Raw genomic sequence first — 18,492 nt, forward strand, 5'->3', positions numbered from 1 at the left:
GTCTAGCTCGGTGGTTTCGACGCGCGCGGCGCCTAGCACGGCGTTCAGTTCGTCAACCGTGCCATAGGCCTCGATACGGGGGGAATCCTTGCGGACCCGTGGACCGCCAAACAGGCCGGTTTCGCCTTGATCGCCGGTTTTGGTGTAGATCTTCATGTTCTATCCGTTGGTAGGGCCTCATCGCGACGGTTCGCTTCTCTTATAATGATCCATCACCAACTTCGATACTCGCAGCGGGAGGACTTCACCTTGTCGATAAGCATGTCGATACGTATGACCTTGGTCGCGGCGCTCGGGTTTTTGTGGATGAGCGCATTAGCAGTTCGCGCCGAGGAGCCAACCACCACCCCGGTGGAGCCCCAATTTCTCTCGAACGTGCAACAGGTGACGTCGGGATTTGTCAAAGCGGGGGAGGGATATTTTTCGCCGGACGGCGGCCAGATCATCTTTCAGGCCCAGCCACAAGATTACCCCTTTTACCAGATCTACACGAAGGAGCTTCCGAGCGGGGAGCCGAAGCTGGTTAGCACGGGACGTGGTCGCACGACCTGCGCGTACTTCGCGCCGGATATGAAGTCGATTCTCTATGCGTCGAGCCACCTCGATCCGAAGATCGCCGAGACGGAAGCCGACGCAAGGCGGCAAGACGAGGAGGATCGCAAGGCGGGACGCCATCGCCGCTACGAGTGGATCTTCGATCCGCATACCGACATTTTCGCCGCTGATCTGGATGGCAAGAACCTGCGGCAATTGACCGACGCCCCGGGCTACGACGCCGAAGGCGCCTACTCGCCCGACGGCAAGTCGATCGCGTTTTGCAGCACGCGCGACGGCGACCCCGACATTTATGTGATGGACGCGGACGGCGGCAACGTGCGGCAGTTGACCAACGCGCCGGGGTACGACGGCGGCCCGTTCATTTCTCCGGATGGAAAATGGGTGGTGTTTCGCAGCGATCGCAAGAAGCCGGAGTACTTGCAGATTTACGCGGTTTCGATCGACGGCAAGCACGAGATGCCGCTGACTGACACCAACGGGGTGAACTGGGCGCCGTTCTGGCATCCCACCGAGCCGTACATCATCTGGACCGGCGCCGACCACTCGAATCCCAATGCGCGGCCGAACTACGATCTGTGGCTGATGCGGTATGAACAGACCGACGACAAAATCATCCCCGGGCAGGTGTTGCGCGTGACCGACGCGCCGAGCGCCGATGTGCTGCCGGTGTTTGCGCCCGATGGTAAGCATTTGATGTGGACCAGCACGCGCACCAGCGATCGATCGAGCCAGCTTTGGCGCGCCGATTTCAAACTGCCCCAGTGAGCGGCCCCATGGCGGAACAACCGGTTGCATTGGTCACCGGCAGTGGCAAGCGGCGCGTGGGCTGGCACGTGGCCGACGCGCTGGCCGAGCGCGGCTATCGGCTGGCGATTCACTATCGCCACTCGGCGGAGGAGGCGGCCGAGTCGGTGCGCGATTGGCGCGCGCGCGGAGTGGACTGTGAGTTGTTTCGCGCCGATCTGACGGACGAAGCGGACACGCGCGCGATGGTCGACGGGGTGCTGTCGCGGTTTGGCCGCATCGACGTGTTGGTCAATTGCGCGGCGATCTGGCGCCGCAAGGCGCTGGAGGATGTCACCGCCGCTGATGTGCGGGAGCATTTTGAAGTGAACACGCTCGGCACGTTCGTATGTAGCCAGCAGGTGGGACTGGCGATGACGCGGCAGAACGAAGGGGGCGCGATCATCCTGATTGGCGATTGGGCCGAGATTCGTCCGTACCTGAATTACGCCGCTTACTTTCCCTCGAAGGGGGCGATCCCGGCGGTGACCCGCACGCTGGCGGTGGAGTTGGGGACGCGCAACCCGCGGGTGCGCGTGAACTGCATTTTACCGGGCCCGGTCATGCTGCCGCCGGATTTGCCGGAAGCGGAGCGGCGCGAGGCGATCGCCGCGACGCTGGTGCGGCGCGAGGGGAGCCCACGTCATGTGGCGCAGGGGGTGCTGGCGCTGGTGGAGAACGATTTCATCACGGGCGTATGTCTGCCGGTGGATGGCGGGCGGAGCGTGTACGCGCCATGAGCGAGGAGGAAGCAAATGGAATGGGCCGCGCTGAACTGGGCAAGCTCGTAGCGATCTTGCTGTTTGGCGTGGCGCTGTTCTTGGCGGGGCTCATCTTTGGGATGGCGCGCGAAGAGGCGGTTTGGCAGCGCGCGGCAATCCATAATCACGCGGCGCACTGGACACGCGACTCGGCCGGGCAATGGATATTTCACTGGGGGCCCGAGCCGGGGGAACCAGGGGAGTAGCCAGCTCTCAGGCAGCGCGTTGCACTCCACGAATGGTGGACAGCCACACACTTTTGCGAGGGCGACTTTTCTTGCCGCATTGTGGTCGTTTGACTAGAATCTTCTATGGCCAGGGGGGAGAAATCCTGCCGTGGTCTGCCCAGCGGGGCCAAAACGAATTGGAAACAACCTCTTCCATGTTCGTGCTGCCGGTGAACTTTTTGGCGAGCCGATAGAAAGTCCGCAGGGTGCTTGAGTTAAGCCACGGCCGCGTGTACAGCCGCACGCGTCGCTTGCGACGCGCGTCGGATCACACAACCCGAGGCGTTTTAGCACCCCCGTGTTAACTGCGGGCTCTCAAAAACACACCGCCACGGCATTACGGCGGAGGAAGTTTTCTCCCTCGGGAGAAATATGGGTGTCGTGTTGTGAACCACATTGCGACACCCTTTTTTCTTGCGCATGAACACAGCCAAGCCAATTGCATCCGACGCTTCGACCGCGGCTCAACAGGCCGCGCTGGTCGACTGTCTGCGCGGCTATGGGAGTTGCCTGGTGGCGCTGTCGGCCGGAGTGGATAGCGCGGTGGTGGCCAAGGCGGCGCAAGTGGCGTTGGGCGCCAAGGCGGTGGCCGTCACCGGACAAAGCGCCAGCCTGGCGAGCGGTGAGTTGGAACAAGCAATTGAACTGGCTCGGCAGATTGGCATTCGCCACGAGGTGGTGGCGACGCAGGAATTTGGCAAGGCCGAGTACCTGGCCAACGCGCCCGATCGCTGCTACCACTGCAAGACCGAGTTGTACACGCAGCTAGAGCCAATCGCGGCGCGGCTGGGCGCGCGCGTGATCGCCAACGGCGCGAACCTCGACGACCAAGGAGATTATCGGCCCGGAATGAACGCCGCGCGCGAACATGAGGTGCGCAGTCCGCTGTTGGAATGCGGCCTCGGCAAGGCGGACGTGCGGCGGTTGGCGGCGGCTTGGGGGCTACCGATCTGGGACAAGCCGGCGACGCCGTGCCTGTCGAGCCGGGTGGCCTATGGGGAGGAGGTCACACCCGAGCGATTGGCGATGATCGACGGCGCGGAGCAATGTTTGCGACGTTTGGGGCTGCGCGAACTACGGGTGCGGTACCACCGCGGGGACTTGGCGCGGATTGAAGTGCCGGCTGAGGCAATCGGGGGACTGGTCGCGCCGGCCGTACGAGAGACGTTGCTCGCCGAGTTACAGGCGCTCGGCTTCAAGTTCGTCACGCTCGATTTGGCGGGCTTTCGCTCGGGCAGCCTGAACGCGCTGGTGCTGCACGACATTCAGCCGATGAACGGCTGAACCACTCGATCGATGGTGGTCGAATTATCCGCGCGTTTTGTGGTGGCGCCGTGTGACGTTCTTGCGGTAGGCGCCGCGCAAGTGCCGGGTAGCACGGTAGCCGTAATGCATCGCGAACCACTCGGCATAGCGTTCGCGCTCGTCGTAACGCGTGTTGCGATCGTCGACCAAGTGGCCGAGTTCGTGGATCAGGATGTTGTTGAGATAGAAATCTCGGATGGCGCGCTCGGTCCAGACGAGCTTCCAGTTGGCGCCTTGCTGCACCCAGCGGCCGCCGTACATCCGCGCCTCGTTGGCTTGCGCCGGCTTGGGTGGGCGGTCGTAGTACTCGACCAGATTTTGTTCGATGGGGTAGAGGTACAAGCTGGCGCCCCACTGCATTCCATAACAGGGGAAGCTCTGCTTCTTCTGCGTCATACGGCTGAACTGGATCACCTCCAAGCCGTCCAGGAAGTGCGCTGGCAGTTCGGCCAGACGTTGCCGCACTTCGTCGGGGGTGAGGACATGGCGATACCCTTGGCCAGGCTCTTGGATGACGAAGCGATATTCGTCGGCCTCGGTGGGTTCGTACCAGTCTTCGGGAGGAGTGAAGGGGAGTCGCTGATTGCGGTGACCGACACGCGCGCGCTTATTGAGCATCGCGCCGCGCTTGGCGTTTTTGGCCAGCGCAAGCGCGTGCATTTGGCGCGAAGGCATATAGCCCCCGCGAACGGAGGTTCTTTGATCGCGGCGCATCGGCGCTACACCACGCATCGCTAAGTTGACCAATCCGCCGATCCACGTCGGCGTGTTGGCCACGGTTTGCCGTCATCCCGATCCTTGAGTTACGGCGTGTTGACAGTACAGGACTACGGGCCGGCGACAGGGGCTCTACCGGCTCGATTCATCCTAGATGTGAGGAGGACTGTCGGACAAGTGAACACCGCAAGTGGCTTTGACTACTTGACTTACGAATCGCGTCACCTGACTTACGCTCGCGGCCGGTCAAAAAACTGCCGATTCTTCGCTATTTATCCCAGCCACCTAAACTCGCGACATTCAGCGAACAATTTCGCCGTCGGCTACTCGCCGTGCGGAGCGTCAAATTGGATTGACGCTTTGTGCGCCCTGGCGCGTAATTGTCGCGCCCAGCATGCGGGGACTGAATCGAAACTGGAGAAAAAAATCCATTAGGCGACCTGAGGCTGCGCAACGTGATGCTACGATACCGAGCGACATGGGCCGACAGCGGAGCCTGGCCCAGCCATCGTGTAGGGAATTTCGGTGTGCAGCATGCCCGAGTCGGAAGTGCGATCGCCTTGGCGTAGCGAAGATGTGTGGACCATTTGGCTGGGATGGGCGGTGCTGGCGGCGGCGCTTCTGCTTGCCTGGCAGGCATCGCCGTTAGACAAGTCGGCGCCGGCGTGGCTGAGCGTGCCGGGCGATTGGGATTCGGACCCGCGCGAAGCGCTCTACGGCAAGAACGACGCGCCGGTGGCGCCGGGGACGGCGCGGGCGTTTGTCGCCTGCCTCGCGCTATTCACGGTGGGCATGGCGGGGATGCGCGCGCGGGCGCGCACGTTTCCGCTCGCCTTTGCGGCGCTGTTCGCGCTGGCCGTGTTCGCGTTCTTCTTGGCGGGGCAGAAGGTGGTCAAGCACTACAACCTGGAATACGCGCTGTGGGCGCTGGTAACGGGGCTAATCATCAGCAACACCGTGGGCGTGGCAGCATGGCTGCGGCCGGCTATGCGCTCGGAGTTTTATATCAAGACCGGGTTGGTGCTTTTGGGCGCCGAGGTGTTGTTGAACCTGTTGCTAAAACTGGGCGTGCCGGGGGTGTTTGTGTCGTGGGTAGTGACGCCGACGGTGCTGACGCTCACCTACCTGTTTGGACAACATGTGCTGCGGATCGAGTCGAAGTCGCTGAACATGGTGATTAGCGCCGATATGTCGGTGTGCGGCGTGTCGGCGGCCATCGCCACCGCGGCGGCGTGCCGCGCCAAGAAGGAGGAGCTGTCGCTGGCGGTGGGCATGTCGCTGGCGTTCACCGTGATCATGATGGTCGTCATGCCGCCGATCATTAAGGGACTGGAGATGGGCGAAGTGCTGGGGGGCGCCTGGATCGGCGGCACGATTGACTCGACCGGCGCGGTGGCCGCGGCCGGCGGCATGTTGGGCGAGCAGGCGCTGGCGGTGGCGTCGACGGTGAAGATGATTCAAAATGTCTTGATCGGCGCCATCGCGTTTGGCGTGGCCGTGTACTGGGTGACGTGCGTCGAACGGACCGAGGAGGGCGAGCGGCCAAGCGTGATGGAGATCTGGCGGCGATTTCCGAAGTTCATTCTTGGGTTCGTCGCCGCGTCGGCGGTGTTTTCATTAATCTCTGGCAGCGGAGGCGAGGAACTGGCAAAGGCCGCGACGGAGCATTCCAAGGTGATCCGCTCGTGGTGTTTTTGCCTGGCGTTCGTGAGCATCGGCCTGGAGACAAACTTTCGCGAGTTGCGGCACTTCATGGTTGGCGGCAAACCACTGGTGCTCTACTTGTGCGGGCAGACACTCAACCTGGCGCTGACATTGGCGATGGCATGGTTGATGTTCGTCAAGGTTTTTCCTCACGCCGCCGAAGCGCTGGCAAAGTGACGCGATGAACATACGCTTGTCCAACACGGCAGCCCAGCGCGAATGTCGCTCGAATTGGCACATAGCAGGCCTCGCGCCGGGCGTGCGGCTGGCGCTGGCGGTCTTGGCCATCGCCGCCATTTGGCTGGTGGTCTTACCGCGAATTGGCGCTTTGCCCATGGTAAGAGAGTACATCGCGCACAACGAAGCATTAGGCATCAACCCGGCCGGCAAGTTCTACAGTGAGGTGCCGGCCATGCTTCGCCTATTGGATCGTGACGAATAGCTGACGAGAGCTGCTAAGATCATCGCTGGTTGGCCATGTTGGCGCATGCTGCGGATTCGTCAGAGCAATGCGACGCCGATACAACGCGCATGGCGCTTAAGAGAGCAAGTACAGCACGGCGCCGCCGAGTAGCAACGTCAGCGCGACGGCCCCACCCAGGATGATCCAAAGGAGCGCTCCCGAGCCAGTGGGCTCTGGCGCGCGCTGCGCGCGTGGCTCGTCGATCTGTGGCAGTTCATGCGGATTGGCCAATTCCTCTGTCAGCCAGGCGCCAAAGTCAGCCGGTTTCTTGGGAGTGGCGGCGCCGACGGGAATGGCATCTCCCGCGGAGGCCTCAGTACCTTGTGAGGCCGACGAACCGGCGCTTGGCGGTTTTGAACCGCCCGACTTCGACGCGCTGTGCGGTTTGTCATCTCCCACGTCGGCCAGTTCCAGCACTTCCTCATCGCTGGATCGACTCGGCGCTCTCTTACCGCTGCCACTGCCACCGCGCGGTGGATTTTTGCTCGGATTGGAGCCGCCGCGCGATTCGAGTTCGAAGATCGACGATTCGCTGTCGCGCAACTTGCCACTGGACGAATCGTTGAGTGCTTGCCGGTCGAGATTAGCACGGCTGCCGGCGCCATCGCGTCCCAAGCGACTGGCGCTCGAGCCGCTGGGGCGGCGCATGAGACCTGAGGGGGAGTCGCCAAACCGGGTCAAGCGGCCAGAGCTACCGGCGTCTTGCGAATCGTTCATGAAGCGGCGCAAGGCGTCGGCGACGTCGGGCATGGATTGAAAGCGCCGCGCCGGATCTTTGGCCATCATGCGTTCGCAAATGGCGACCAGTTCTGGCGGCGCGCCGGGACGCGTTTTGTAGATGGTGGGGGGCGTTTGCGACTGATGCGCCAGCAACCGTTGGGCAATGGTTCCCTCGTCGAATGGGGGTCGGCTCGTGAGCAAAAAGTAGAGCGTGCAGCCGAGACCGTAGATATCGGCGCGGCCGTCGACGTTGTGGCTGTTCACCGCTTGCTCTGGCGCCAGGTAATCGGCGGTGCCGAGCACATTGTCTTCGCTCGCGAGGGTCAACGAAGTCTGACCCTCAATATTGAAATAGGCCAGTCCGAGGTCGAGCACCTTGACCACGCCGCGCTCGTCGACAAGCAAATTGGCGGGCTTCACGTCGCGATGGACTAGTTTGGCTTCGTGCGCGTAGGCCAAGCCGTCGGCGGCCTGGGCGATGTAGTCGGCGGAGCGGCGATAGCCAAGCGGCCCCTCGGCCTTGACGACCTCTTGCAGGTTTTTGCCCGGCACGTATTCCATCACGATGTAATGGATCTTGCCTTCGTTATCGATGTCGTAGGTATGAACGATGTTGGGGTGCGAGAGCGCGCCGGCGGCGCGGGCCTCGTTTTGAAAGCGCGTGACGTAGGCGGGATCGTTCACCCGGCCCATAGGCAATACCTTGATTGCCACGCGGCGGTGCATCATCAGATGTTCCGCCAAGTAGACGGTGCTCATGCCGCCGGTGCCGATGTGATCGAGCAGTTTGTACTTGCTGAGGAAGAATCCGCTGTGCCGGCCTTCGAGCAGCTTTTGCGCCTGCCAGCGCGTGACCAGATTGGCCTCGATGAGGTAATCGGCGATTACCTGGCTGTCGTCGGGCTTCTGCTGATTGGATCGGCGCGCAACCTCTTCCAGGGCGGCGGTGATCTGCTCGTGGTCGACCAGACCGCTGCGTCCCAGCAAGTCGATGAAGCTATCCGCCTTGACCTTCGGCATCCGCTGAAGTGCTGACAGTGTGACAGTTTAGGTTGCGCGCAAGGCCGCCAGCCTCAGGGTAACACGCGCCGGCAGGAGCCACCAGCACGCCAGCTTGACGCATTGGCGCACGAGCGGTTGGTGTTTTGGCGGCCCTGAGCTTGCGATGACGGCCTGAAACGAGAAACGGCGAGGCTTGGCGCGCCATCCAGTAGGCCGATCGCGAGCGGACGATGTCTTGCACAAAAGTTAGCGGAATCGATGGCGTCTTCCAAGTTGACAAACAGGTCGAATGGTCGATACAAAAGGGGTTTCCGTTCGTGAAAAATATCACAGTTGGCGCATGGTTGCGGCACCGCGCACCAGGCTCCTCGCCAGAACCACAAGACCGCTGCTCCGTTTGCCATGAGTCTGGGCGTGTACCGCACTTGTGACAAAGGATTGGCGCCCGAGATTCTCTGAACATGGCAGAAAAGAAGAAGATGTCCGTCGCCGAAATTCTGGCGGCGGCGCGCAAGCAGGATAGTGGTTCGGGAGGGAGCGCCGCGGGAGAGGATGGGCAGAATGCCGCAGCGGCCGAGGCCGCGACTCCTGGTACGACTCCGACCGAAAATGCGCCGGCGCCAGCCGCGAAGCCCGCGGCTGCGGCCACTCCCGGCAAGAAGCTAAACACCGCGGACATTTTAGCCGCTGCGCGGGCCAATAAAGCGGCTGCGTCAGAGGCGCCGAAACCAGCCGCGCCCAAGCCCGCCGCGAAGCCAGCGTCTGCCGCTGCCAGTGCGAAGCCGGCCCCGATCAAGACGGGCGAGAAAGACACAGCTAGCATCCTGGCCGCCGCGCGTAGTGGCGCGAAGCCCGGCCCAATGTCGAAGGCCGAAGCGGCCGGCGCGATGCAATCGCCTGCGGCGCCAGCCGCACGCGATGCCAAGGCCAAGCCGGTGGCGCCGCCCATGCCCGCCAAGCCAACGGCGGCGATCAAGAAGACGGCGAAGGCTGGCGCCGACGAAGATCGGCGCGGTTTTTTGACCGTGGCGTTGGGCTCGTTTCTGGGAGTGGGTTTCACGGCGTTGGCCGCTACGTCGGCGGCGTGGAGCCTGGGGCTGGCGCGGTTCATGTTTCCGAACATTCTCACGGAGCCGCCAAGCACCTTCAAAGTGGGGCCGCCGAGCGACTTTCCGTTTGGCGCCGTGTCGGACAAGTTCAAGGCGCAATTTGGCGTGTGGGTCGTGAACGGCGAGTACAACGGGCAACCGCAGGTGTACGCGTTAAAGACGGTTTGCACCCATTTGGGATGCACGCCCAATTGGCTGGAAGCAGAGCAGAAGTTCAAATGTCCCTGCCACGGCAGCGGCTTTTATAAAGACGGGATCAATTTCGAGGGGCCGGCGCCGCGTCCGCTGGAGCGTTACGCGATTCGCATTTCGGACGACGGGCAGATCGAAATCGACAAGAGCAAAAAGTTTCAAGAAGAGTTGGGGCAATGGGCTGATCCATCGAGTTTCATCGCGGTGTGATCCATTGCGAATGGCTCGATATTCCTCGTGACGCGGCTCTTGCCGCGCCGCCAGGAAGTTTGTGAAAAAACGCACGTACTAGAGTCCGCATTCCTCCGTCACCACAGAACCACCATGTCGCTCGGCGAATACATCCGCGAAACGCAAGTCTGGAAAAGCGTCTTCCGTCATCCGATGCCGCTGGATCGGCGCAATCGCATTGTGGTGATGCTCACCAATTTCTTCCTGCACCTGCACCCGGTTTCGATCAAGAAGCAAGGCATCGCGCTGAGCTACACGTGGTGCATGGGAGGCGTCACCTTCTTCTTGTTTTTGGTGGAGACGGTGACGGGCGTGCTGCTCATGTTCTATTACCGACCGACACTGGAGTGGGCCTACAACGATATTTTGGCGCTGCGCGATGTGACATCGCTGGGGATATTGCGCGAGCTGCATCGCTGGGGCGCGCACGCTATGGTGATCACGGTGTGGCTGCACATGTATCGCGTCTTCCTCACGGGCAGCTACAAGCCGCCGCGCGAGTTCAACTGGGTGATCGGCGTGATCTTACTGCTCTTGACGCTGCTGTTGTCGTTCACGGGCTATTTGCTGCCGTGGGACCAGTTGGCGATCTGGGCGATCACGGTGGGATCGAACATGGCCCGCGCAACACCAGTGCTGGGGTATGAAGGGCCGTTGCAGCAGGTGCTGAGCATAGGTGACATCGACATGATCACCGACGCCTCCGACGCGCGATTTGGCCTATTGGGCGCGCGCTTCGTGGGCGAAGAGACTTTGAACCGATTTTACGTCTTGCATTGCATTGGCATTCCGCTGGCCGTCTCGCTGTTGTTGGCGATCCATTTTTGGCGCGTCCGCAAAGACGGCGGCATCAGCGGCCCGCTATAGCGAAACGACAACTTACTGGACTAGGAGTGGGCGGCGTGCCGGAGCGCAAGCTTCGGCAGCGGCCATCAGGACAAATATATGCACGGCGCCAACCTGGCCGACTTCGCCGAGGGGACCGCGGTATTTCTCGGCAGCTACTTTCTGCTCATGGCCATCATGAACTTTGTGGCCTACGTGTGGGTGTGGCTGCGCGAGGGATTGGGCTGGAAGTACCGCTTGGCGCCGATCATCTTCGCGGCGATCTTCTTTGCGCTGTCGCCGGTGCTCTTTAGCGGCCAGGCCAGCGCTTACTCTTTGCTGCTGCCGCACTTCGTCAAGGAGGGGATCAACACGATTTCGGGCGCGGTGACGTTCACCATCGGCAGCACGCTGGCGCTGATCGTGCTGTACATTTTTCGCCGCTTCTTCGTGCAGCCGGTGGTGGCGTGGATCCTGCTGAACTTGGCGCTGCTGCTCATGGGGTTGTCGATGACCGACCCCAACTTTGCCGCCATTGTGACCAAGCCCGACAACGTGCCGATCGTGGGACTGGTGTTCTTGTTGGGTTACTTCACCTGGTTGGCGACATACCGGGCAGTGATCAACGATGATCGCGCAGCGCAAGGATTGCCGCCGACGGAGAAGCTCGATTCGGAAAAAGTGCTGGTGTGGCCCGACCTGGTTTACACCGAGCTGATCTGCATGATCGCCTTGTCGGCGCTGCTGTTGGTATGGGCGATCGGCCTGAAGGCGCCGCTGGAAGAGCCGGCCAGCAGCGTGAAGACGCCGAACCCGTCGAAGGCGCCGTGGTACTTCTTGGGGCTGCAGGAAATGCTCGTGTACTACGACCCGTGGATGGCGGGTGTGGTGCTGCCGAGCCTGATCATCTTTGGCCTGATGGCGATTCCGTTCATCGACTTCAACAAGAAGGGCAACGGCTACTACACAATTAAAGAACGGCCGTTCGCCTATATCGTGTTTCAGATCGGATTTCTTGATCTGTGGATCACGCTGATCATCTTGGGAACGTTTTTGCGCGGCCCCAACTGGAACTTCTTTGGTCCCTTTGAATATTGGGATCCGCATAAGGTGCTGGCGCTGAACAACGTCGATCTCTCCGAGATGTTTTATAAGCGCTTTTTGCCGGCGCTGGGGGTGAACTCGGGCATGCCCAAGGCGCCGGAGGGGGCGAACTTTTTGGTGACGCTGTTTTATATTGTGATGCGCGAGGCGCCGGGCATCTTGTCGCTGGTGCTTTACTTTGGGCTGTTGCCACCTTTGATGGCGACCACGATCTTTCGCAAGTTTTTCGTGCGGATGGGCTTCATCCGCTACATGGTGTTGGCCAACTTGCTGCTGTTCATGGTGGCCTTGCCGCTCAAGATGGTGCTGCGTTGGTCTTTCAACCTGAAGTACATCGTGGCCATCCCGGAATACTTCCTGAACTTTTGACGCCTGCCATCACGCTTTTTTTGCAACCACTATTACGGCCCTCTCAGACGCGGAGAGGGAGTTAAGACATGCCCGCAACAGAACAAACTTGGCGAAATCTCGGTTGGATGCACGTGTTTTTTGGCGTGGCGTCGGTGGCCATGCTGATCACGACGATCTGGATGTTGGCCGCCGACCATCGCGCGGAGTGGAAAGAGTATCAGCGCGAGTTTCGCCAGGTGCAGGTGTTGGCGAGCGATGCGCGGGAAACCGAAGTGAACACGTCGGCCTGGGAAGCCAAGAAGGCGGAGTTGACCAAGGCAGTCGACCAGACCGAGCAGCAGATTCCATCGCGAGTGTTGGTGGATCATTTCCGGGAGACGATCAACTCGCGCGTGGTGGCCGATCCGCGCGGCGCTGACGAAGGATACGCCACGGCGATCAAGTCCCAGTTTGAGGCGTTGGAAAAGGCGTCGCAGGAGAAGGACAACACGGCAGGCGTGGTGGCCGCGCGCGCGAAGTTGCTCGAGCAAATGCAGGCTGCGATCAAGCTGGCGAAGAACTGGTCGGTGGTCATCACCGGCAAGGTGAAATTTGCTCGCGCCGATCTGGACGTGGCCAAGAGCGGTTACGACCTGGCGATTCGCGACAATCTGGAACAAGCGGAACTTGATCGGCGCATGGAGGCGGTGGAGTCGGTGCAGAACATGGTGGAATCGCTGACACGCGACATGCAGTCGGCGAACACATATCGGCAAGAGTTGGACCGCACCTTTGCCGAGATCACGCGCGAGCAAACCGTGGCGCGGAAGGCGTTGGACGATCATGTGCTCAAGCTGACGCAACTGAAAAAGGCGGGCGAGGAGCAGCGAATCGGTTGGGTGGAAAACCTGCTAACGCTGCCGATCATCGACGCGTTTGGCCGACCGCTGAAAGTCGACCAGATTTGGCTGCCGAAGTTGACCATCAACAACAATTTTCGTGACGTGGCGCGATTCGATCGCTGCACCACCTGCCATCAAGGCATTAACCTGACCGCGCCCGGATCGGCGGTTGACCCGGCGTATCCGCACCAGCGCGAGTTGACATTCTCGATGGAAACACCGGCCGAGAAGCCAGTCGACGCCGAGGGGAAGCCTGTCGCTCAGACTTTGGACGGCATGTATGGCATCACCTTGGCGGACAAAGGGCTGCTGCCGACCGATGTGCGGATTGCCGCGGTGACTCCGTCGACGCCGGCTGTGAGCGCGGCGCAAATGCGCAAAGGGGAGGCTCCGCCAATCGTTGCCGACAACCCAGTGGGCACATTTTCCGCCGGCACGGCGGAGGCCACCGTGCATCAATTGCCTCCCGGCCTGCGGGCGGGGGACGTGATCGTGCGGGTGAACGACGTGTCGATCGACAGCGCCGCTGGCGCGCGGCGCGAGCTATTGGAGAACATCACCTGGGGACAGCCGGTGCAAGTCACCGTGCGGCGTGGGGCGGCGCAACCGTTTAGCTCACACCCGCGACTCGATCTGTTTTTGGGAAGCACCAGTCCGCACGACATGCAAAAGTTTGGCTGCACTTCCTGCCACGACGGGCAAGGGAGCGCCACATCGTTTCAATGGGCATCGCACATGCCCAACGACGAGCGGGAGCGTGAAGAGTGGGTGCGCAAGTATGGTTGGGAGCACAACCATCACTGGATCTTCCCGATGTTCCCCACGCGGTTCGCGGAGAGCACCTGCCTCAAGTGTCATCACGAGGTGGTCGACCTGCTGCCGAGCGAGCGCTTTCCTGATCCTCCGGCTCCGAAGTTGATGGAGGGATACAACCTGGTTCGCGAGTATGGTTGCTTTGGCTGTCACGACATCAACGGCTTCGACGGCCCCGCGCGGCGCATTGGCCCGGACCTACGGGCGGAGCCCAATTTCGTCGCCGCGGCGCAACAACTGCTGACCGATCCTGGGTTGACGGAAGATGAGCGAGCGCTGGCCACCAGCGTGGTGCATGACCCGGCGAACATCGCCGACCGGACTCGGTTAGCGCAGATCGTCAAGGGGAGCAAGGCGCCTGGAGCGGATGGAGAACCGGCCGAGCCGCGCTTGTCGGCAGATTCTTACAAGCTGGCCGAATTGATTGGCGCCGAAGACGAGACGCCCGGGCAGTTCCGCAAGGTCGGTCCGAGTTTGCGTTATCTCAAGAGCAAAGTGGACTTCGCGTTCGCTTACGACTGGATCCGCAATCCGAAGCATTTCCGTCCGTCGACAAAGATGCCGCGCTTCTTTGGACTGTACAACCATTTGCAGCCCAAAGACGAATTGGTGGATGGCAAGCAGATGAAGGTGGCTTCGGCAGGTTTGAAGCAGTCGCATCGCTTTGAACCGGTGGAAGTGCGGGCCATCGCCCACTATTTGATGAAGCACAGCCAGCCGTTTGAAACGATTGCGGCGGCGAAGGAAGTGACCACGGAGCCGTCGGCGGAACGCGGTAAGAAGCTGTTTGAAACGCGCGGCTGTCTGGCATGCCATCAACATCCGGCTTTCCCGGACGCGAAGGCGGATCATGGTCCCAACTTGGCGCGAATGGGAGATAAGCTCACCAGTGAGGAGTCGCGGCAATGGCTGTACACCTGGTTGCGTGAGCCAACGCTCTATCACGCCAGGACCGCGATGCCCAACCTGTTTTTGACGCCGATCAAGGAGACCAAAGAGGGGGAGACGACGGTGAGCGACCCGGCGGCGGATATCGCGGCGTTCTTGGTGACGGACGAAGAGGGCGCCGAAAAGTGGCAACCAGCGCCCGAAGAACCACTGGTCGAGGAAGACCTGAACGATTTGGTGCTGTCGCACCTGATTAAGGTGTTTACGGAGGTGCAGGCGAAGGAGTACGTGAAGAGCGGCATTCCCGAAGACCTGGCCGGCGAGATCCAGGGCGACGAGGTCGCGCTGGTCGGGCCGATGTCGACCGAAAAGAAGTTGGAGTACATCGGACGGCGCGCGATCAGCAAATATGGCTGTTTTGGCTGCCACGACATCCCTGGCTATGAAACGGCCAAACCGATCGGCACCGGGCTAGCGGATTGGGGACGAAAGGAACCCGACAAGCTGGCGTTTGAGCAGATCGGCGGGTTCATCGAGCACATCAAGCATCACGGCACCGGACATGGCGCGCATCCGGGGGAAGTGGCCGCGGTCGAGAACAACCTGGCGATCGAATTGCCTCAGCCGTTGGCGGAGCAATCGCACGCGCTATCGGAGTTTGACCCGGACGGCTTCTTCACACGCGCGCTCGAACATCACCAGCGTGACGGCTTTTTGTGGCAGAAACTGCGTGCGCCCCGCAGCTACGACTACATGAAGACGGAGATGAAGGACTACAACGATCGTCTCCGCATGCCAAAGTTCAACTTCACGCCGCAGCAGATCGAAGCGGTCATGACGTTCGTGCTTGGCTTGTTGTCGGAGCCGCCGGCGGCGCAATACGTGTATCACCCCGAACCACGGCGCGCGGCGATCATTGAAGGGCAGAAGCTATTGGAGAAGTACAACTGTGGCGGTTGTCATCCGCTGCAGATGGCTGGCTGGAAATTCCAGTTCAATCCGGAGGAGTTCCCGGCGGCGGCGGAGTTCCACGATTACGACTTCTTGAAGCCATATTTCACGGAAGAGCAACTTGCGGCATCGAAGCAGACCGATCGCCGCGGCATGGGACAGGCGACAGTGCATGGCACGCCCGTGGTTGATGGCGATGGCAATCTGATTCAGGACGAGGATGAGAATGGCAATCCGCTGTTCTACTTCACACTCAGCAACAGCCAGCCGATCAACGGCGAAAGCTATTTGAGCGGCTCGCAAGTTTCTGTGTCGCAGTCGAATTTGATTCAGACTCGTCCGCCAGTGGGGGGGTACTTGGCGCGGTTGATTTATCCGACCGTGCTGGCGAACGAGCGCGAGCAAAACCCCAACGCCAAGGAGAGCGACGCCTGGGGCTGGGTGCCGCCGCCATTGATTGGCGAAGGGCGCAAAGTGCAGTCGGCGTGGCTGCACGACTTCTTGCTCGATCCGTATCTCATTCGTCCGGCGGCCGTGCTGCGCATGCCGCGGTTCAACATGTCGTCGCAAGAGGCGAGCAAGTTGGTAGACTACTTTGCGGCGGTCGACGAAGTGCAATACCCGTACGAGTACGACCCGCGCACGAGGACGGATTATCTGGCCGAGCGCGAAGCGCAGCATCCCAATCGGCTGGATGAAGCGATGAAGATCGTGACCAACGGCACGTACTGCATCAAGTGCCACTACGTGGGAGACTTTGTGCCCGAGGGAAGCGTGGCCGCGCATGCTCCGCAATTGGATCGGGTTCACAAGCGATTGCGGCCAGACTACCTGCGTGATTGGATCGCCAATCCACAGCGAATTTTGTCCTACACAGCGATGCCGGTGAATTTTCCGCCGGATAAGCCCGCGAGCCAGGAACTATTCCATGGCACGAGTGAAGAACAGTTGACGGCAATTGTTGATTTGCTGCTCAATTACGACACTTTTATGAAGAACCGTCAGTCGATACGCCCCTTGATCCAAGCGGCGCCGGCTGAACAACCGCAGGCTGGCGAAACGGAAGCGCCGGCCGAGCCCATCGGCGGACAGTAGTCCCCGTTCGGGCTGGGAATGGAATCTGAAGTGGCACGTTTCGTTGGCATTGCTCCCTACCAGGAGGACCGCATCATGCTTCGCACACGAACTTGCATACTGTTAGTCGCCGCCACTATGGCGTCGCTGCAAACGGCGCACGCACAGCAGTGGGGGAACCTCAAAGGCAAATTTGTCTTTGACGGCAAGGCGCCCGAGGCCAAGCCGCTGAACATCAACAAGGATTTGGAGTGCTGCAAAGGCAAGCATTTGGACGAGGGATTGGTGGTTGGCGCCGATGGGGGTGTGGCGAACATCGTGGTCTACCTGCGCACGGCCAAGCCGAAGGTGCATCCCGACTACGCCAACGCCGGCAAGGAGCCCGCCGTGCTAGACAACAAGACCTGCAAGTTCGAGCCGCATGTATTGGGCATGCTCACCGCGCAAGAATTGGAAGTGAAAAATTCCGATCAATGCGCGCACAACACCAACATCAGTCCGCTGGGAGGCGGCGGCATCAATCCATTGATTCCGGCCAGCGGCAACGTAAAGCACAAGTTCACGCGTCAGCAGAACTTGCCGATTCCGGTGAGCTGCAACATCCATCCCTGGATGACGGCCTATGTTCTGCCGCGCGACAATCCGTATTTTGCCATCACCGGCGAAGACGGAAGCTTTGAAATCAAGAACCTGCCGGCCGGAGCCGAACTGGAGTTCACCGCTTGGCAGGAGAAGGCGGGCTATCTGGACACGCCGACGTCGCCGAAGGGCAAGTTCAAGAAGAAGATCGCCGCCGGCGACAACGACCTGGGCACTATCAAGTTGAAGGCCTCGGTGTTCAAGCTGAAGTAGTTTCCAATTTCTCAATCACGCGAGCCCTCCGGCCACTCAGGCCGGAGGGCGAAAGCGACTCGCAATGAAGATTTCAAAAGCAGCACTGTTGATTTTAAGCGCGATGCCAGCCGCACTTTTGTTGGCTGGCTGCAGCGACAGCGATTCCCCCTTTCCGGCGCCACAAGCGGATGTCGTGGCCAAGTTGCGCGAAGGGGGCGCGACCGAGGGAGAAGCCACAGAGACTGAAGCGGCCCCCACCGGCACCGGCTGGGCCACCATCACGGGCACATTCACATTGGATGGCGACCCACCTGCTCCCAAATTATTGGCGACCGGCGGCAAAGACGCTCCCACCTGTCGCCCTGAGGGCATCCCAGACGATTCATTTCTGGTCGACAAGACGACCAAAGGCATCGCCAACGTGTTGATTTTTGCCCGCAAGGTTTCGCGGGTCAATGAATCGTACGCGGCCAACGAATCGGCGCCGGCGACGTTCGACCAGAAGAACTGCATGTTCGTTTCGCACGTCAAGCCGGTGCTGGTGAGTCAGCCGGTGGTGCTGACCAACAGCGACGCGGTGGCCCACAACACGGCGATGAGCCCTCCGGCGGATAAGGCCGCGAATCCGCTTTTGCCGTCGGGCAAGACCGAGGAATACAAGTTCAGCCGGCCGCAGAACACTCCGGTGCCGGTGTCTTGCAGCATCCATCCGTGGATGAAGGCGTATATCATTCCGCGCGATAATCCGTACTTCGCGGTGACCGGTCCGGAAGGAAAGTTTGAAATCCAGAATGTGCCGGCCGGGGAGGAAGTGGAGTTTCAGCTTTGGCAGGAAGTGGCCGGCGGTCCGCAAGGGGCACTGGTGATACCCGGCGTGACCGACAGTAAAGGTCGGCTGGTGAAAACACTGACCGACGGCGAGACGCTCGATCTAGGCACGGTGGCGATTCCCGCCGCGGCCTTCAAGCTTTAATGCCGGGCCACAGCTTGGCGAAATGA

General features: G+C 60.9%; 15 protein-coding genes. 12 read left to right on the plus strand and 3 right to left on the minus strand.

Annotated elements, in window-relative coordinates; genetic code table 11:
- Positions 1-156 (minus strand): ATP:cob(I)alamin adenosyltransferase (locus K1X71_17050; GenBank protein ID MBX7074852.1); only part of this gene is annotated, 156 nt, incomplete at its 3' end.
- Between the two features lie 150 nt (positions 157-306).
- Here K1X71_17050 and K1X71_17055 point away from each other — a divergent pair.
- The 4 genes from K1X71_17055 to larE all read left to right on the plus strand — a co-directional run bounded on the left by K1X71_17055 (position 307) and on the right by larE (position 3,613).
- Positions 307-1,323 carry a biopolymer transporter Tol gene (locus tag K1X71_17055; GenBank protein MBX7074853.1) on the plus strand — a complete coding sequence of 339 codons (1,017 nt, stop codon included), beginning with the start codon at positions 307-309 and terminating at the stop codon, positions 1,321-1,323.
- A gap of 8 nt (positions 1,324-1,331) precedes the next feature.
- Entirely contained in the window at positions 1,332-2,081 is a 750-nt protein-coding gene (locus K1X71_17060; GenBank protein MBX7074854.1) for an SDR family oxidoreductase, read from the plus strand.
- Between the two features lie 20 nt (positions 2,082-2,101).
- Positions 2,102-2,308 carry a hypothetical protein gene (locus K1X71_17065; protein ID MBX7074855.1) on the plus strand — a complete coding sequence of 69 codons (207 nt, stop codon included), beginning with the start codon at positions 2,102-2,104 and terminating at the stop codon, positions 2,306-2,308.
- Positions 2,309-2,749: 441 nt separating this feature from the next.
- Positions 2,750-3,613, plus strand: a complete 864-nt coding sequence (gene larE / locus K1X71_17070; protein ID MBX7074856.1) for an ATP-dependent sacrificial sulfur transferase LarE — start codon at positions 2,750-2,752, stop codon at positions 3,611-3,613.
- Positions 3,614-3,637: 24 nt separating this feature from the next.
- Here the strand turns inward: larE and K1X71_17075 are convergent, their stop codons facing one another.
- Positions 3,638-4,309: a hypothetical protein gene (locus K1X71_17075; GenBank protein MBX7074857.1), complete on the minus strand. Its 672-nt coding sequence runs from the start codon at positions 4,307-4,309 to the stop codon at positions 3,638-3,640.
- 576 nt (positions 4,310-4,885) lie between these two features.
- On the opposite strand from K1X71_17075, the gene K1X71_17080 reads away from it, so the two are divergent.
- Both K1X71_17080 and K1X71_17085 read left to right on the plus strand, forming a co-directional pair.
- Positions 4,886-6,232, plus strand: a complete 1,347-nt coding sequence (locus K1X71_17080; protein MBX7074858.1) for a YeiH family protein — start codon at positions 4,886-4,888, stop codon at positions 6,230-6,232.
- A gap of 16 nt (positions 6,233-6,248) precedes the next feature.
- Positions 6,249-6,497 carry a hypothetical protein gene (locus K1X71_17085; protein MBX7074859.1) on the plus strand — a complete coding sequence of 83 codons (249 nt, stop codon included), beginning with the start codon at positions 6,249-6,251 and terminating at the stop codon, positions 6,495-6,497.
- A gap of 96 nt (positions 6,498-6,593) precedes the next feature.
- On the opposite strand, the gene K1X71_17090 is transcribed toward K1X71_17085, so the two are convergent.
- Entirely contained in the window at positions 6,594-8,258 is a 1,665-nt protein-coding gene (locus K1X71_17090; protein ID MBX7074860.1) for a protein kinase, read from the minus strand.
- A 461-nt stretch (positions 8,259-8,719) separates the two neighbouring features.
- Here K1X71_17090 and K1X71_17095 point away from each other — a divergent pair, with 461 nt between their 5' ends.
- From K1X71_17095 to K1X71_17120, 6 genes are all read left to right on the plus strand, one after another.
- Entirely contained in the window at positions 8,720-9,751 is a 1,032-nt protein-coding gene (locus tag K1X71_17095) for a ubiquinol-cytochrome c reductase iron-sulfur subunit (GenBank protein ID MBX7074861.1), read from the plus strand.
- Positions 9,752-9,865: 114 nt separating this feature from the next.
- A complete protein-coding gene (locus tag K1X71_17100) occupies positions 9,866-10,639 on the plus strand; it encodes a cytochrome b N-terminal domain-containing protein (GenBank protein MBX7074862.1) in 774 nt (257 codons plus the stop codon).
- A 78-nt stretch (positions 10,640-10,717) separates the two neighbouring features.
- Positions 10,718-12,070 carry a hypothetical protein gene (locus tag K1X71_17105; protein ID MBX7074863.1) on the plus strand — a complete coding sequence of 451 codons (1,353 nt, stop codon included), beginning with the start codon at positions 10,718-10,720 and terminating at the stop codon, positions 12,068-12,070.
- Between the two features lie 68 nt (positions 12,071-12,138).
- On the plus strand, positions 12,139-16,680 hold the full coding sequence (locus tag K1X71_17110; protein ID MBX7074864.1) for a c-type cytochrome: 4,542 nt from the start codon (positions 12,139-12,141) through the stop codon (positions 16,678-16,680).
- A gap of 75 nt (positions 16,681-16,755) precedes the next feature.
- On the plus strand, positions 16,756-17,511 hold the full coding sequence (locus K1X71_17115; GenBank protein ID MBX7074865.1) for a hypothetical protein: 756 nt from the start codon (positions 16,756-16,758) through the stop codon (positions 17,509-17,511).
- A gap of 103 nt (positions 17,512-17,614) precedes the next feature.
- Complete coding sequence (locus tag K1X71_17120) at positions 17,615-18,466, plus strand: hypothetical protein (GenBank protein MBX7074866.1); 852 nt, start codon at positions 17,615-17,617, stop codon at positions 18,464-18,466.
- The last annotated feature ends 26 nt before the right edge of the window (positions 18,467-18,492 follow it).

Source organism: Pirellulales bacterium, assembly GCA_019694455.1.
Taxonomy (GTDB): domain Bacteria; phylum Planctomycetota; class Planctomycetia; order Pirellulales; family JAEUIK01; genus JAIBBY01.

Bases quoted from the DNA above. Each gene is read 5' to 3' on its own strand.
- K1X71_17055 (MBX7074853.1), top strand. From the start codon at position 307: ATGAGCGCATTAGCAGTTCGCGCCGAGGAGCCAACCACCACCCCGGTG.
- K1X71_17060 (MBX7074854.1), top strand. From the start codon at position 1,332: ATGGCGGAACAACCGGTTGCATTGGTCACCGGCAGTGGCAAGCGGCGC.
- K1X71_17065 (MBX7074855.1), top strand. From the start codon at position 2,102: ATGGGCCGCGCTGAACTGGGCAAGCTCGTAGCGATCTTGCTGTTTGGC.
- larE (MBX7074856.1), top strand. From the start codon at position 2,750: ATGAACACAGCCAAGCCAATTGCATCCGACGCTTCGACCGCGGCTCAA.
- K1X71_17075 (MBX7074857.1), bottom strand. From the start codon at position 4,309: ATGCCTTCGCGCCAAATGCACGCGCTTGCGCTGGCCAAAAACGCCAAG.
- K1X71_17080 (MBX7074858.1), top strand. From the start codon at position 4,886: ATGCCCGAGTCGGAAGTGCGATCGCCTTGGCGTAGCGAAGATGTGTGG.
- K1X71_17090 (MBX7074860.1), bottom strand. From the start codon at position 8,258: ATGCCGAAGGTCAAGGCGGATAGCTTCATCGACTTGCTGGGACGCAGC.
- K1X71_17095 (MBX7074861.1), top strand. From the start codon at position 8,720: ATGTCCGTCGCCGAAATTCTGGCGGCGGCGCGCAAGCAGGATAGTGGT.
- K1X71_17100 (MBX7074862.1), top strand. From the start codon at position 9,866: ATGTCGCTCGGCGAATACATCCGCGAAACGCAAGTCTGGAAAAGCGTC.
- K1X71_17105 (MBX7074863.1), top strand. From the start codon at position 10,718: ATGCACGGCGCCAACCTGGCCGACTTCGCCGAGGGGACCGCGGTATTT.
- K1X71_17110 (MBX7074864.1), top strand. From the start codon at position 12,139: ATGCCCGCAACAGAACAAACTTGGCGAAATCTCGGTTGGATGCACGTG.
- K1X71_17115 (MBX7074865.1), top strand. From the start codon at position 16,756: ATGCTTCGCACACGAACTTGCATACTGTTAGTCGCCGCCACTATGGCG.
- K1X71_17120 (MBX7074866.1), top strand. From the start codon at position 17,615: ATGCCAGCCGCACTTTTGTTGGCTGGCTGCAGCGACAGCGATTCCCCC.